This window comes from Halobacteriovorax sp. HFRX-2_2 (assembly GCF_043196705.1).
Classification (GTDB): domain Bacteria; phylum Bdellovibrionota; class Bacteriovoracia; order Bacteriovoracales; family Bacteriovoracaceae; genus Halobacteriovorax_A.
The window spans coordinates 705460-721251 of the sequence record NZ_JBEBMT010000002.1; the positions used below are offsets into that span (position 1 = coordinate 705460).

Consider the following 15792-nt stretch of genomic DNA (forward strand, 5'->3'; position numbering starts at 1 on the left):
GAAAAGTATTCTATTAGGCGATAATCGCCTGTCAGGAGATTTATGGATCACTTTGGTCAAGATTTGGTTAAGATTAGAAAGGCAAACGGTTATAAGAGTGCGAAATCATTCTATGAAGTATTGGCAAAGAAAGGTTTGGACTGCAATTATCAATATTTCGTTAAGATTGAAAAAGGGGATGCTTTTCCTTCTTCTGCCATCGTTAATCAAATTGCTAAGTGTCTTAAGACGAAGGATGCCAATATTCTTATTTTAAGCTTTTGTCGCAATCAATTCTCTTCTTTTGATTACTTATTTAAAGAGGATAATCAGAGTGATGAGAAGGTCATAGAAGTCGCTGCAAAGGCCAATCAAGGACAACGCTACCTCTCTGTCATGCAGATTAATACACTTGCTCAAACGAAGTCTCATTACTTTCTCTTTCTTATTTTGACTCTTTCAAGAAGTGCCTTAAAGATTAGCGAACTTAAAACTTATGCCATTAAAAAGAGTGTTGTTAACGATCTTATCAAGGCCGAGATAGCCTTTGAACAAGATGGATTGATCTATGCAAGATCAACTGAGTTTAGGTTTCCAAAAGAGGAGAGTGAGGCGATTAAGAAGGCCTACGGTAAGTTTGACGATTGGGATATGGAGTTTGGCCGAAACTTTAAGTTTCAAAATCTCGTCAATAAGATGATGATTCGAAGAATCTCCCCAAGATATCTTTCTCTTATCAAAAATCAGATTGATTCAATTTCAGATATTGTGCGCTTATCAGACGAGTCGGATAATCGCTACAATAACGAAGTTCTTCATCTTCATATCTCTCTTAACCGAGGACAATTACCTGGTTAATTAAGAAAGTACTCTGCAATACCATGTAGCCCATTTTGATGGAATGGGAAAACAAGTCGATTAGGCTTCCCATTAGCTGCTGGTTTGTAGAGTATGCGGTAGCCGTGACATGCGGCCGTTCCTGGTATTGGAAGAACAGTTCTTGTATCGGAAATCGTATCCCACTTAACTAGCTCATACTCTTCTGTACAGCCGTAAATAAGGGTTCCAACCTTAACAATTGAGCTAAAGCTTGTTTCACCATAGTTAAATGCCGAGAAAGAAGTATTATTATTTGATAAATGTCTAAATGTCTTTGCGCCACTTCTATCGTATTCCATTTCAAATAGGATTTTTCCTGCGCTACTGTCCCAAGTTGAAGCGTTCCAGTGTTGTCTTACATTTCTTAAGACACAATTTTCTCCTGGCCCAACTGGACAGCTTCCTGAGCCAGCATGAACACCGCCACCTGTTCCTGCGATGAATTGGGACATTCCATTTGTCGTTGTAAATCTGAAAATAGAATTATTGTGTGCCGTTCCCGACCACGAGTAGTGTCCAGTTAGAATACCGCCGTTATAGAAGCCATTAACAGAAGGTGCATAATTACCCATATCAATTGTAAGCCCATCTACTGTCGCAGTTGTCGTCCAGCTTCCTCCGCCATTTTGTCCCATAAAGTGTGACCATTGATTAGTTGCTCTTGAAAGGCGACAGACATTATCCCAACGGCATGGGAAATAAATATCGCCATTGGCCGGATTTGTCGCCATTGAATAATTTTGTGACCAGTTAGCAGTATCTAACATTTGCGAACGCGGGTCTGCACTAATACTAAACGAACCACGTGCTAGAACTCCATTTCCTGCAACTCGAATAACCTGATTAACAGATTCATTCGGTTGAACCTCGCGAATAATTCTTTCTTGTGAATCAACTAGGACAACATTGTCTCCAACCCCGTGATCGATAAATTGAATATTTCCAAAGCGCGCATCCTGACCGAGGCCATTATCTCCAAATGCTTGTGTTTGCCCATATAGTGTTTGCACTTTTCCTTGGGCATCAATTACTCTAATCGTATTTGCATCAACAAAGAAGAAGACTCCATCTTTGTTTACAAAGAAATCCTGTAGTCTAATTGGACAACTTGTTGCAAGTGTTCCGTCTGGACAAGTCCCATGAATCCCATTTCCTAGCTTTGTCGCTTCATAGGAATTTGTTGTAGGGTTATAACGATTTACACGAGTCGCATAACCGATATGATAACTCCATCCCCATGAACTTCCATCATTCGTAGACCTTCCATAAGCATCAACACAAGTTGTATCGTGGCTTGGAATCGCAACACCTGTTGCAACAAATGTAGAAGGGTCAATCTCTTCTCGCATGTAGTATGAACAACCATTTAGGCCACGGTAGTATTTTGCAAAAAGAGAAGTAACTTCACTTGTGTTTACATCAAAGCCAATCTGATAAGCCGCAATTGATTCTTTATCCATCTCGGCACTTGCAGATGTATTTCCACTAATAGCCGATGTTGGTGGAGCACTTCCACCAATACCTGAAATTCGTCTCGATTCAATTCGTGGTGAAGAAAGAGATCCCTTATAGATTCTAATTAAATTATTACTATTCACACTATTAGATTGATCATTGAACCAGATATCTCCATTTGGTAGGGGCTGGAACATCGAATAAGAATTACCGTGATTTAAATTGAAATCTCTTGGATCAAGAATAATATCACTACGGTTTGTTCCAATAGTCCCGTCTGCTTTCATTCCGATAATCGTTTCAATTGTCATCGGAACGACTGTTGTATCAACTCGACGAATTGAATTCTCATCCCAAATGAGTAGGCGATCTTGGAAGTCCATTGTGATTTTTCGTACATTCATAACTGTCGCTTGATCAACTGTTACACCATCACCAATTTCCTCTTCACCAATTGGAATAAGTTGTTCGAGAACATTGGTAAATGGATTGATATAGAGAACACCACGAACCTTATCATTAAAGAAAATCTTACCATCACTTGTTACCGCAAGAGAGTACGGTGCTTGTGTTGCCTTAGGGAAGAGTTGTGCAGATTTTGCTGATGAGCCTGTCCCCGGATCAACATTACCAGCAAGGATTTTAAACTTAGTAGAGTTAAGTGCTACTGATGTTGCAGAAGTGTCTTGGTTGGCACTGTCTGCGGCAGTTACACTTAGCCTAAAATACTGCCCATCTGTAAGTGGGAATGTCCATTGGTAACAGGCCGTCGCATTGTCATCGAGTGTGTTTGTTGCAGAATTCACCTGTGGACAATTATTTGCTCCGTTATCGAGATTTTGTGCAGCCGCGATTGGGTGAAATTCGATATCATCAGTTGTATAAAAGAGCTTTGTTGTTCCATTTGGAATTGTTTTATTATCGACTGTTCTCCAAGAAATATAGACAGTGTCACCATTATTAAATGTTAAGTCGATATCTTCAACAGGATTACTTGGTGAGTCTGAATTGGTCACAAAGAATTCCGAGATAACTGGAGCCTGGTCAGGAGTGTAGTTCATTGTAACGAAGTCTTTCCCGAGTGTTGCATCTGGGTTAGATGAAATATTGCCTGCAAGGTCTTTTACCCAAACAGATACCTTGAAATTAGATGGAGCAAAACCAAGAAGGAAGCTGTAGTCACGTACTTCCATAAATGTATTTAAGCTCAGTCCTGGAGAAGGTGCATCCATTGCCTTCCAGCAGTCATCATTAGCGTTTGGTTGAGTTGTATCATTTCCTTTAAGGCAGAAATGAGTGATTACTGTATCAAGGTCTTCAGCATCGAATTCAACGCTTACATACTTAACTGCCGTAGGAGTCGGCGTTGTCGATCCATTAATTTTGAAAGTTGCTGTGTGAATGAATGGGGCACCTAAGTCCTCAACGATCCTAAATGAGTTAGAGATCGCTTCGCCTGTCATACCATTATCATCCGTAAGAGTTACCTTAAAGCGAACATCATTATATAGTGTTCCTGAAGGAACAGTGTAATTATAGCTATATGGTGTATCAGAGTGAGGGCCATCTGTCGCTACAGATGTAAGCCCAAGCTGTGTCCATGTAGAACCACCGTTATATGAGACTGAAAAAGTATGATTCTTTGTTGCACTGACAGTAGCCTCTGTTGTTTTCCATTTTATTGCGTAGTTTATTCCCCAAGGAAGTGTCGGAACATCATCAAAAGATAGTGACGGAGCAAGGGAGTCATATATGAAGTCAATACTGTCGTAAGCTGAAATATTACCCACAGGATCTTTCCCGTAGATACGCAGAGTACGGTACCCTTGTGTATTAAGAATACTTGGATCATATGATATTGCTGCGACTGTTGTCGAACATGCTTGCCAAGAAGGATCAGAAGAGAGTGGTGTTGTCGTTGACTCACTTATTAAGACTTCTGAAATATCATCACAGCTTGCTGCCGTAAGAGTCATAGGATTTGAACTTGTCGATGTTCCAGCTATGAAGTTAACTGGTGTAAGACTTGGTGTTGTTGAAGTTTCATCATTAATTGTTATGGTTAATGTTGTTTCTGTACTTGATTCTAGTTGGCCATCATATACGACGTATTTAATTGTAACAGTTGTGTTTGTATTTACTGGTGCAATATAATCACAAATAAGATCACTTCCGTAACTTATCTGATCAATACAGTTTGAGAGTGTCCCAACGGACGGAGCTTGAGTGATCTTATACTGTAGAGATCCAGTTGCGGTCTCAACGTCACTTCCCGGGTCTAGATTTATTGTATATAAAGTATTATCTCTAAATGTTAATGAGCTATCTGCTGCTGCGACAGGAGCATCATTTAATGCGTTAATAGTAATATTAACTGTCGCTGTAGTAGAATTATATTCTCCATCACTTACTTGATAAGTGAAATCATCAGATCCATTAAAGTTAGCAGAAGGAGTGTAAGTACAAGATCGACTTGTCCCTTCGTCGCAAGATAAAAATCCATTTCCTGTTGAAAGAGTAATCGTGTAATTTAAGGTATCACCGTCCACATCAACACCAGCATTAAGATCGAATGTGATTGGAGTATCTTCATCTGTTGTTATAGATTGTGTCGCAGCTAGTGTAGGCGCATCATTGACAGCAGTAATATTAATCGTAACCGTTGTTACTGACGCTGCATCAGCTGTCCCATCGTTAGCACGATATGTAAAAGTATCCACTCCATTGTAATTTAAGTTAGGAGAGTAATCACAATTAAGATCACCATCAGCGGCCATGCAATTTGTTAGTAGGCCATTTGATGGTGGAGTTATAATTGTGTATGTCAGAGTGTCTGGATCAACATCACTTGCCGCTGCCACATTAAAGTTAATTGGAGTATCTTCCGGTGTTGTAATACTAAAGTCCGCTGCCATAACTGGTAAGTCGTTTACAGCATTGACTGTGATTGTAACAGTTGAAGTTGATGAATTAATCGTTCCATCATTTACATAGTAAGTGAATGTATCTGTTCCATTAAAATTTAAATTCGGAGTGTAAGTACAACTTCGACTTGTCCCTCCCGTACAAGAGATTCCTCCATTACTTGGAGTGGTGGCAATGTGGTAAGTCAATGTGTCACCATCAATATCAGAGCCAAGGTTTAGATCAAAGGTAATAGGAGTGTCTTCATTTGTTGCAAGCGATTGTGTTGCTGGAATTGTAGGGGTGTCATTTACTGGCGTGATATTAATTGTAACAGTCGTAACAGTTGCTGCGTCGGCCGTCCCATCATATGCACGATATGTAAAAGTATCCACTCCATTGTAATTTAAGTTAGGAGAGTAATCACAATTAAGATCACCATCAGCGGCCATGCAATTTGTTAGTAGGCCATTTGATGGAGGAGTTATGATTGTATAAGTTAGCGTGTCTAGATCAACATCACTTGCCGCTGCCACATTAAAGTTAATTGGAGCATCTTCCGGTGTTGTAATACTAAAGTCTGCTGCCATAACTGGTAAATCGTTTACAGCATTGACTGTGATTGTAACAGCTGAAGTTGATGAATTAATCGTTCCATCATTTACATAATAAGTGAATGTATCTGTTCCATTAAAATTTAAATTCGGCGTGTAAGTACAACTTCGACTTGTCCCTCCCGTACAAGAGATTCCTCCATTACTTGGAGTGGTGGCAATGTGGTAAGTCAATGTGTCACCATCAATATCAGAGCCTAAGTTTAGATCAAAGGTAATAGGAGTGTCTTCATTTGTTGCAACGGCTTGAGTGGCTGGTATCGTTGGAGTGTCGTTAATTGAGTTTACCGTTATTGTAACAGTCGTTATTCCTGCAGAGTCTGCTGTTCCATCATTTGTCTTATATGTAAAACTATCTGTTCCAAAATAATTAGAGTTTGGCGTATAGTCACAATTTAGATCATTATTATTTGCTAAACAATTAGTAAGGATACCATTGGCAGGAGGTGTAATAACCGTATAAGTTAATGGGTCTGCATCTGTATCTGTTGATGCATTTACATTGAAGTTTATAGGTGTATCTTCATCTGTTGTAATTGAAAGGTCACTGGCCGTTGTTGGAATCACATTTTCTGAAATATAGCTTAAATTTACTGATGTAATATCCGTATCGCATGCCCATGTTAGTGTCGCTGACTTTGGACCTTTTGTTGTAGGTATGGCCTGTACTCCATATGTACAGCTTTGATTAACCATTAAGTTATTTGATCCACAGCTATCATTAAGTATTTGAAATTCACTAGCGTTTGTTCCTGAAAGTTGTGGAGGTGTACAGTTCTTTGTTATTCCAGTTCCCGAATTCGTAATAGTAAAGGACTGAGCACTAGAAATTGAATTATTTGGTACTCCACTAAAGTCATAAGACGAAGGAGATGTTGAAAGGAGCGCCTTTTGTAATTCAAATATATTAGACTCTGCAGTTGATGTGTTTCCTAGTGCATCAGATAGAGAAATTCTAATTTTTGTATTTGTTTGTGCACGATCTGGTAGTGTGAAACCGTAGTTAAAAGCATTATTAAGGAGTACTCCATCAGCAGACGGTGTTGACGTAGATAAAGTTGTCCAGCTCGTTCCGTTAGTGTCTTGAATCTCAATTGTATGAGGAAGAATTGCTAGGCCATGTTGCTCTGATACATTCCAAGCTAGGTTAAAATAAGTATCGGCCCTTAGAGCTGCTATGGCCGGGATATTAATTTGTGGAGGGGTCTGATCAATAACAAAGTCAATTTCTCTAGGAGAGCTTATTTTAGAGTTATGATCAATTGCCCATAGGTAGAGCTTTCTCGCTCCATCACCGGCCGTGACAATCTTTATAATATTTTGAAGATTTTCATCAGTACAATTTATGTTAAACTCTGCAGGAGTAGGAGCTGCCGAGCTTTCTGTGATGGCCAGTAGTGAAAGGGTCTCACAATTTGTCATTATGCCAGGTGATTGCTCTGGACCAGTAAGTACTTCAAGGTTAATCGCTAAGTTATTAGTAGGATTATTTTGTGAAGGCGCAAGTTGAATTGTTGGTGCTGTAACAGGGTAGGAATCTGTAAATGATGTACCAATCGTTTCATCAGGATATTTCCATGAAAACTCATGATATGGTATATCAGTGTCTCCACGGATAACATTTCCAGAACCATCACTCTTTCCTACAACTAAAGAAATAATAAATTCATCGCTATGGTTTGCTGAAGGAGTATATGACCAATTAGCTGAATTAGACATTAGTACTGGTGGCGTAGGTGATTTGAGATCTTCCATATACCATTCATAAGCAATTTCATAATTTACTGACCAGTGATCATAAGCTTGGATAGAGAAGATGTAGTTTGTCTTCTCGATAAGAGATTTTGGAACTGATATTTCCTTAATATCTGGTAATGAGTTTTCTAGTATAGTATGTGCATCACTAAACGAATTATCAAATGTATCGCTTATGGTTGTACTATTTTGTAACTTTAAATAGGTTTCACTAAGGTCTTCATCTGTACTTATCTGTCGTTCTAGCTCTGTAATCATTGATGAGACAGTGTGGCCATTAATTGTATTTACTTCTTCTTTTAGCTTCGTCTTAACGACCTGTGAAATAAGAGTTGAAGCCTGTGTGATATCTTGAGGATTTGTAAAGCTCGTTACAATTCTTTCAAATACATGGTTACAACCTGAGGTTCTAAGAAAGTACTTTGTAGGAGCTTGCATATCTAGGCTTAGACCAAAAGGATCAAATTCAAAAAATGTTTCCTCCTCAACAGCATTTCCAGAAAGAGGGTTATCTGCAAGAGGAGTCATCGTCGCTAGATCAAAAAGTTCAACCTTCGCTTCGCTACAGTCAATATCGAGGGGTGCCGCATAGGCTTTTGTTATTAGTGATACTGAAGTCGTTTTAAAATATTCCTTAAGGGGTGGAATGACTCCGTAAATATTAGGTCTTATGGGTATATATGAATTTCCATTTCCTTTTTTACTCTCAGAACCCTCTTCTTTTGGATCTTCTACTTTTTCTACCTTTAGTCCACCAATCGTTTCGATACTCTTATTTTCTATTTGTTTATCGCTAGGGTTTTCTGATTTAGGGGCATCTGCTAGCTCAATAGCATTTTCAAAGCTTGATGAATGATCATAATAATCAGGAGAGCTGATTAATGGAGAGGCTACAGGTTTTTTTGCGAAGTCCTCTGGTACATTTGAAGATAGATCTGATGATTGGGGATTTTTGCCATAGCTATCCGGATAATCTGTTGATCTGTCTTCGGAAGAAATTCCTCTTCTAAAACGACTTTTGTACTTCGTAGAAGTTGTGTTTACTGAACTCGTTGGGATACCAACTTTCTTATAGTTTTTTATTAAGTCTTTATTTGAAATTTTTTTACTTGAAGATTCTTTTTTTTGATTTCCTGAAAAAATAAGGGCGTAACATACTACAATTGTAAGTGAAAAAAATAATACCTTTGGTGTGAATATTAGTTGTCTTAATTTTTTCATATCACTTTTCTGGGTTCCCCTTGTAAAGTAATTGCTTTTAGACTCACTAAAATTTATCGGTTATTGTGAACTTTTTATTAAGTTATCATGAGTTTGATACACCTTATCTGTTAAATATAAGTTATTGAAAAAAGGTTGAAGGATACTTGTGACTAATTTAGTAAGTGATAATAAAAGTTTGCGATGGGCCTCAAATAAGGCCCAAGTTGCCAATTAAGTTCTTATAAGAAGTTTGTTAGAAAATTATCTTTTGCCTTTAAAAAGTGTGGATACTTGTTATCCTGGGTGATTTTCTTTTTTATTTTCTCTATTGAGCACGCTTGAGTTTTACACTTCAGCTTTGCTTCTTTAATAATTGTTTTTAAGTATTCTGCTACGGGAAGGTTATTGCATTTACTCGAGTGCAGATACTCTTGCCCTAAGAAGATATAGTCACGAATAAAGGCGTACTTCTTTGGTGACACTTTCTTTAAATGAGTCGGGTTTAAACGGTAGGCCGCGATACTTTCTGCTGCATCTTCGCTTGGATTTGTTTGCCCGTATTTTGAAACCATTTCATCGCGGTTATAGCGCCACCCCATTGGGTGATCGATCCATCCAGACATATCCCACCAAAAAGATGAGTAGTTTAAGTTATAGAAGTAGGCGAGGTTATGTCCAAGTTCATGAAAGAGGCTATAGGCCTTACCATCTTCATCAAGCTCGCGATCCCAAGGAGCGTAAAGCTCAATTGAAGCATTCGCAAAGATCATTCCACGATGGCCGTAACCGATATCTTTCTTAATATGGCGAACCAGTCTTTTACTAACCCATAACTTTGGAAGGTGAGTTGGAAGAAGATTTACACCTTTGATAATGGCATCCATTTGTTCAAGATCAAGTAAGGCCGCATCCTTATTTGCATAAGGAGAAGTATTAAGGCCGTACTTAAAAAGTAAGAAGATTGATTTCTCGATGAGTTCATCACTTTCAAATAACTCTTTAAGCTTACAAGATTTTGTGTGACATTTATTGGCCGCTGCTATTTTAGTTTTAAAATCTGCTTTGTCTTTTAAACCATTATAGACGTAAGTCTTAACAAGTAGTGAATAGGCTTCATCAATTTTTGTATTGAGATAAGGCCTTGCATATTGAGTGATTTGCCAATTACTTGGAACCTTTGTGCTACATTTCGCGCTATTTACTGTCTCAAAACTAGCGGCATATTCACTAAGTGCATATGCTTGAATGGATAATGAGATAAATAATAAATACTTAATGAAGGAATTTTGCATGAGTCTTTATGACAAAAATCCCTGCTCATCTCAATGGAAATAGGTGAAATCGCAATAATTATACGGTCTAACGCCTTGTAAAGATGAAGCCTAGGGCGATAAACGGTAGAATCATACAGTAGTAAGAGTTTGTGACAACTTCCCAAGGAGAGATCTTAAAGGTCACACCTAGAAGTAATGCTTGGGCGCCATAAGGAAGTAGGCCTTGAACTACACAGCTAAAAATATCAATGAGAGAAGCACTTCTCTTAGGTGAGATATTTCCCTGCACAGCAAGCTTCTTTGCAATAGGGCCAACGATAATAATAGAAACCGTATTATTTGCGACACACATATTTGTCAGAGCAGATAAGAGTCCAATACCAATTTGGTCAGCAGCATTCTTATTTAAGTGTGCAAGCTTAGAAATCAGTCTTTGAATCTTATGAGAGATATAGTCTAGTCCACCTTCTGATCTAATGAACTCACTAAGCCCACCGATTAAAAGGGAGAGTAGGAAGATCTCTTGCATATTACTGAAGCCTCGGTAAGTCAGCCCTATAATTGTCGAGAAATCAAATCCATTAAATAACGCAACGATACCAGCAAGGATAATTCCTCCTGACAAGACAACAAAGACATTCACTCCTAAGATAGCAAGTAAGAGAATGAATAAGTATGGTAGACCTAAAAATAAATTTGTTGGTTTATCAACTGCTACATCGGGAGCTGAAATAAGAAAGAAGTAAACAACAATAGCTATCAGGGCCGCAAATGATGCAATTTTAAAGTTCTCTTGAAACTTATCTCGCATATTACAACCCTGTGTTCTTGTGGCCGCAATGGTCGTATCAGAAATTACAGATAGGTTATCACCAAACATCGCACCAGACATCACGGCCCCTGCTAGGACTCCTAGGTTGATATCTGTTTTGGTTGCCATTGAAAGGGCGATTGGGCCGATCGCACCGATTGTTCCCATTGATGTTCCCATGGCCGTCGAAACAAGGGCAGAGATAACAAAGACTCCCGGAAGAATGAGGGAGTTTGGAATGATTGATAGGCCTAGGTTAACGATAGCATCAACTCCACCTGTTTCTGTTGCAATCGTTGAAAATGCTCCAGCAAGAAGATAGATAAGACACATGGTAATGATATCAGGATGTCCAATTCCTTTTACAAATTTAGAAACATTATTATTGAAAGTATCTTTTGTAATAAAGAAGGCAAGGAGGATTGCTGGTAGTATTGCAATCGGTGCCGGCACTTGATAGAAGGCGTGTTTAACACCTTTCATCTGGAAATAGATCCCAGAGCCTAAGTAGATAACGACAAATAATAATAGCGGTAAAAGTGAAATCTTTTGCTTAATATGAGACATGAAAGCACCTTACCATATCGCTATAAATTGAGTCTAGAGAAATGACTTAATGATATCTTTTCGAGTGACGATACCAACAAGCTTATTATCTTTGATCACAGGTACTCGCTTGATATGCTTTTCAATCATAAATTGTATATAGCCTTCAAGGTCAGTCTCTTCTGTTAGGGACTTCACGTTTCTTGTCATGACTTCACCAACTCTTACTTCTTTAATAAGCTCGTATGTCTTTTCAAGTTGAGTAAAGTTTAAGTTATGCCCAAAGGCCTGCTTAAGCTTGACCATAGCGTGGGGAACTTCGACTTCTTTACCAACAAAATCAGACTCCGTAATGATCCCAACGACATCACCATCTTTGTTTAGAACAGGTAGTGCACTAATTCGCTTATCACACATTAACTTCGCAGCGTCTTTTACTGTCTTATCTTCTGTGATAGTAATAGGCTTCTTTGTCATTATCTTCGTAATTTCCATATTTACCTCGTTGTTGTAACAGAAGCTATAACGGTGGGATTCATAATTGGTGTGAGTAATTAATTTGTTAAATTAAATCAAAGAAATTTAACTTTAAAATTCTTGGCCAAGATGTCGATAAGAATGCATTGGTTTTTATACGTTATTTTGTGTTGGTCCCGGTACGGGTCCAATTAAAGGGGAGTTTGTTATCAATAAAGAATCGAAATCGACGGAAGTCGTCGAATCAACAATCAACAAAAATGTTTTCTTTACCTCAGCTTTCTTTATTCTCTTAATCACTGCAGTTGGCTCTTTTTGGCCAGGACATTTAAGTCAGTTCTTTAAGGGGATACAAGCTTGGTTAATTGCTAAGGCCAGTTGGGTCTATGTTTTAGCAATGGGAATCATTTTATTCACATCACTTTGGCTAATGGTAAGTCGCCTTGGTGATATCAAACTTGGCCCAGATCACTCAGAGCCTAGCTATACAAACTTATCTTGGTTTGCCATGCTCTTTTCTGCAGGGATGGGAATTGGTCTACTTTTCTTTGGAGTTGCTGAGCCAATCATGCACTTCAATTCTCCTCCTGTAGGGGACCCGCAGACTATCGAGAGTGCTCGGGAGGCAATGAAAATTACCTTCTTTCACTGGGGCCTACATGCCTGGGGAGCCTATGCTCTTTTGGCCGTCTGCCTTGCTTATTTCTGTTATCGAAAAGGTCTACCACTTCTTCCAAGATCGGCCTTCTATCCAATCTTAGGAGAGAAAGTTCATGGCCCTCTTGGTGACATCGTCGATACCTTTGCCGTAATTGGAACAATGTTTGGTGTTGCGACATCTTTAGGTTTTGGGGTTGCTCAGGTAAATGCAGGACTTCATTACCTAATCGGTATTCCACAATCAGAAACGATTCAAGTGGGACTCATTGCAATCATTACGGCAATGGCAACAGTCTCTGTTGTTCTGGGATTAGATGGTGGTATTAAGAAGCTATCAAATATTAATCTTGCAGTTGCTGTTTTACTTCTCGTTGCAGTCATGGTCTTAGGAGATACTGTCCACTTATTTCAACAATATGTTCAAAATACTGGATCGTACCTTTCAGACATTATCTACAAAACTTTCAATCTTTATGCTTATGAGAAGAAAGAAGAGTGGATCGGTGGTTGGACACTACTATACTGGGGTTGGTGGATTTCATGGTCACCATTTGTAGGGATGTTTATTGCTCGTATTTCAAGAGGGCGTACCATTCGTGAATTTATGATTGGAGTCCTATTTGTTCCTGCAGGTTTCACATTCCTTTGGATGACTGTATTTGGAAACTCTGCGATCTCAATTGCACTTAAAGATACAACGGGGGAATTTGTTGCAGCTGTTACAGGTAATGTTCCTGTTGCGCTATTTCGCTTCTTTGAGTTCTTTCCATTCTCAAGTGCACTTTCAATCTTAGGAGTCATCCTAGTTATTACTTTCTTTGTAAGTTCATCTGACTCAGGATCACTCGTTATTGATACTCTTGCCTCTGGTGGGAAGCAAGAGCCGCCTGTTTGGCAAAGAGTTTTCTGGGCCGTAACAGAAGGTGTTGTCGCAGCTGTACTTCTACACTCTGGGGGTCTTGAGGCCCTGCAAACAATGACGATTGCCTCGGCATTTCCGATGATCTTCTTATTGTTAATTGCAGTTTATTGTTTAATAAAGTCCTTACGTAGTGATTATCTCTTACGAAATCAGGTTCTAAATCATACAAGCTCTGTTCAATATGAGAAGGCGAGTATGACTTGGAAGGAGCACTTAAACGCTCTCTTAAGTCATCCTAAGCACAAAGTTGCAGAGGAGTTTCTGGCCGATGTCGTTGAGCCTGGACTCAAAGAATTACAGCAAGAGTTTATCAAAAATGGACTAGAAGCGGTTATTCGCTATGGTAAAGATGATGCAATCTCTCTTGTTATTGAAAAGGAAGGAGTTGAGGACTTTAAGTATGAGGTTTATCTAAGGTCTTTTGAAGTTCCTGATTTCTTACCTGGTAACCAAGAGAAGTATTATCGTGCAGAAGTTTTCCTACTAAGTGGGGGACAAGAGTACGATATCTATGGTTATTCAAAAGAACAAATTGTTGCTGATGCTGTTACTCAATATGAAAAGCATTATCAGTATCTGCATTTAACGAACTCGGAGCTGGTTTAGCTCTGACACGAATACTTGGCAAATAATTTTGGTTATTTACTAATATTGGCGCCTTTTCCTACTCAATTATTGATATTTTTAAAGATATATTAAAATTAACCGATAAGAAGAGTAGGGGAAGGTGTTACTTTGAGTTCAGAATTTCGCTCACTTTTAAGAAATATATTTGGTGCTGGAGCTTTAGCTGCAGTTGTTTCTTATTTTAGCTTCCTCGCTCCTGAATCATCAACTTCTCCAGAAGATAAAATGCTTTCTGAGTCTCTTGATGCACAAGAGAGAATCGAAGGGCAAGAGGTCGATGAATTTGGGCGACCTAAGCGTAGACCTTCTTCATTTGAAGAAGAGATCAGTCGACAATTTCCTACACGAAAAAGAAAGAATGAAGAATCACGTGTGAATGTAGGCGGAAAGGTTGTGAGAGACCCTGCCTATGAAGCTCAGCAATTAGATGGCTCAAGTTACGAAGGAAATTTAGGTGGTGGTAGTGGCCGTGGAAGTATTTCTGCTGGTGGCTCATATGCTGGCCCTTCTGGTAGTGGTGGAGATGCTGGCGGCCCTGGTGGCGATAGCTCTGGGACAAATAATTTCTCTTCTGATAGTGGTTCTGGTGATGGATCAACGACTTCTAATTCCGTTGCTTCAATATCAAATGATGACCTTGGTGTTAAGAGTGGCTCATCGACGACAACAACTGAAAATTCGGATGACTCAAATTCATCATCAACAACAACTCCAAGTGGAAGCGGAAGCTCAAATGATCCAGTGATTACTCCTGTGACATGTTCTGTGGATCGTGCTGAAGGGATGTATTCATCTACAATTAATGTAACAATCACTTGTAGTGAGAACTCTAGGATTTCATATTGTTTACAATCAGGTGGGGGATTTTGTGATCCTGTCTCATCTCCAACAATTTACTCTGGGCCTATTGCTGTCGGTACAGTGGATGGAGAGTATGGCCTATCATACTTTGCTGAATCGATGAGTACGACAAGCTCAACTGAAGTGGCCGAGTTTACTTATCATATTGACTCAACTCCGCCAGACTTAATGGTGACCTTTCCAAAGGTCTACGCGCAGACAACGTTTAACTCTGTCTCGAATTACACTCAGTCCGCTGACTTTGGGAAATCAAATTACTTCTATCATCAGATTAATTTTAAAGGCACAAATCCTGGAGCAGGTGGCCTTAACTGGACATGTGATCAGATTTATCATGATTATAACGTTTCAGGTTTTTCATCAATTGCGACAGATGTTGATGTATCAGGACTAGATCCTGCAACCCAACAGATTGATCAATTAATAGGAATTACAGATTTTGTTATAGGAGATAACTTTATTGCAACAGTTATCGAAGATCGCAATCTAGGAATCGTTTCATGCCAGGTGCAAAATGTTGTTGTTAAGGATTTTGCCATTGCTGCCTTTACGGGGACGGGAGCAACTTCTGTTATTTCTGGAGTTCGCACAACTTACGGTGGCTTTGTTGGCTATGGACACTTTCAGGCTACTCCAAATACTTCTAATTCAGGTCAGCTAAGCAATGAGCAAGGGATTACCTCAAATAAACAAGGTCTCTATACTTTAACACATCAATAAGTAACTCAAATTATTGGCGGCTTTCTTAAGCTTACGCAAATTCTTCCTCTCTAAGTCATTAAATTTCTTTCATTTAATCAATTGGACTAAAATGTCGATATGCCA

Annotated in this window: 7 protein-coding genes; 3 read left to right on the forward strand and 4 right to left on the reverse strand. The window is 39.0% G+C overall.

What is annotated here, in order from left to right; genetic code table 11:
• Positions 1-42: 42 nt before the first annotated feature.
• Positions 43-837: a hypothetical protein gene (locus ABMA79_RS08705; protein ID WP_392859587.1), complete on the forward strand. Its 795-nt coding sequence runs from the start codon at positions 43-45 to the stop codon at positions 835-837.
• Here the strand turns inward: ABMA79_RS08705 and ABMA79_RS08710 are convergent.
• From ABMA79_RS08710 to ABMA79_RS08725, 4 genes are all read right to left on the reverse strand, one after another.
• Positions 834-8807 (reverse strand): tandem-95 repeat protein, encoded by a 7974-nt coding sequence (locus ABMA79_RS08710; RefSeq protein WP_393091881.1) that lies wholly within the window; start codon positions 8805-8807, stop codon positions 834-836. The two genes, ABMA79_RS08705 and ABMA79_RS08710, sit on opposite strands and share 4 nt — an antisense overlap.
• A 221-nt stretch (positions 8808-9028) precedes the next feature.
• Complete coding sequence (locus ABMA79_RS08715; protein ID WP_393091883.1) at positions 9029-10081, reverse strand: hypothetical protein; 1053 nt, start codon at positions 10079-10081, stop codon at positions 9029-9031.
• A 67-nt stretch (positions 10082-10148) separates the two neighbouring features.
• Entirely contained in the window at positions 10149-11441 is a 1293-nt protein-coding gene (locus ABMA79_RS08720; RefSeq protein WP_393091886.1) for a Na+/H+ antiporter NhaC family protein, read from the reverse strand.
• Between the two features lie 33 nt (positions 11442-11474).
• The gene (locus ABMA79_RS08725; RefSeq protein ID WP_392909036.1) at positions 11475-11915 is read right to left on the reverse strand and encodes a CBS domain-containing protein; all 441 of its coding nucleotides are present in this window, start codon (positions 11913-11915) and stop codon (positions 11475-11477) included.
• 190 nt (positions 11916-12105) lie between these two features.
• On the opposite strand from ABMA79_RS08725, the gene ABMA79_RS08730 reads away from it, so the two are divergent.
• On the forward strand, positions 12106-14085 hold the full coding sequence (locus tag ABMA79_RS08730; RefSeq protein WP_392860230.1) for a BCCT family transporter: 1980 nt from the start codon (positions 12106-12108) through the stop codon (positions 14083-14085).
• 129 nt (positions 14086-14214) lie between these two features.
• Positions 14215-15687 carry a hypothetical protein gene (locus ABMA79_RS08735; RefSeq protein WP_393091888.1) on the forward strand — a complete coding sequence of 491 codons (1473 nt, stop codon included), beginning with the start codon at positions 14215-14217 and terminating at the stop codon, positions 15685-15687.
• Positions 15688-15792 lie beyond the last annotated feature (105 nt).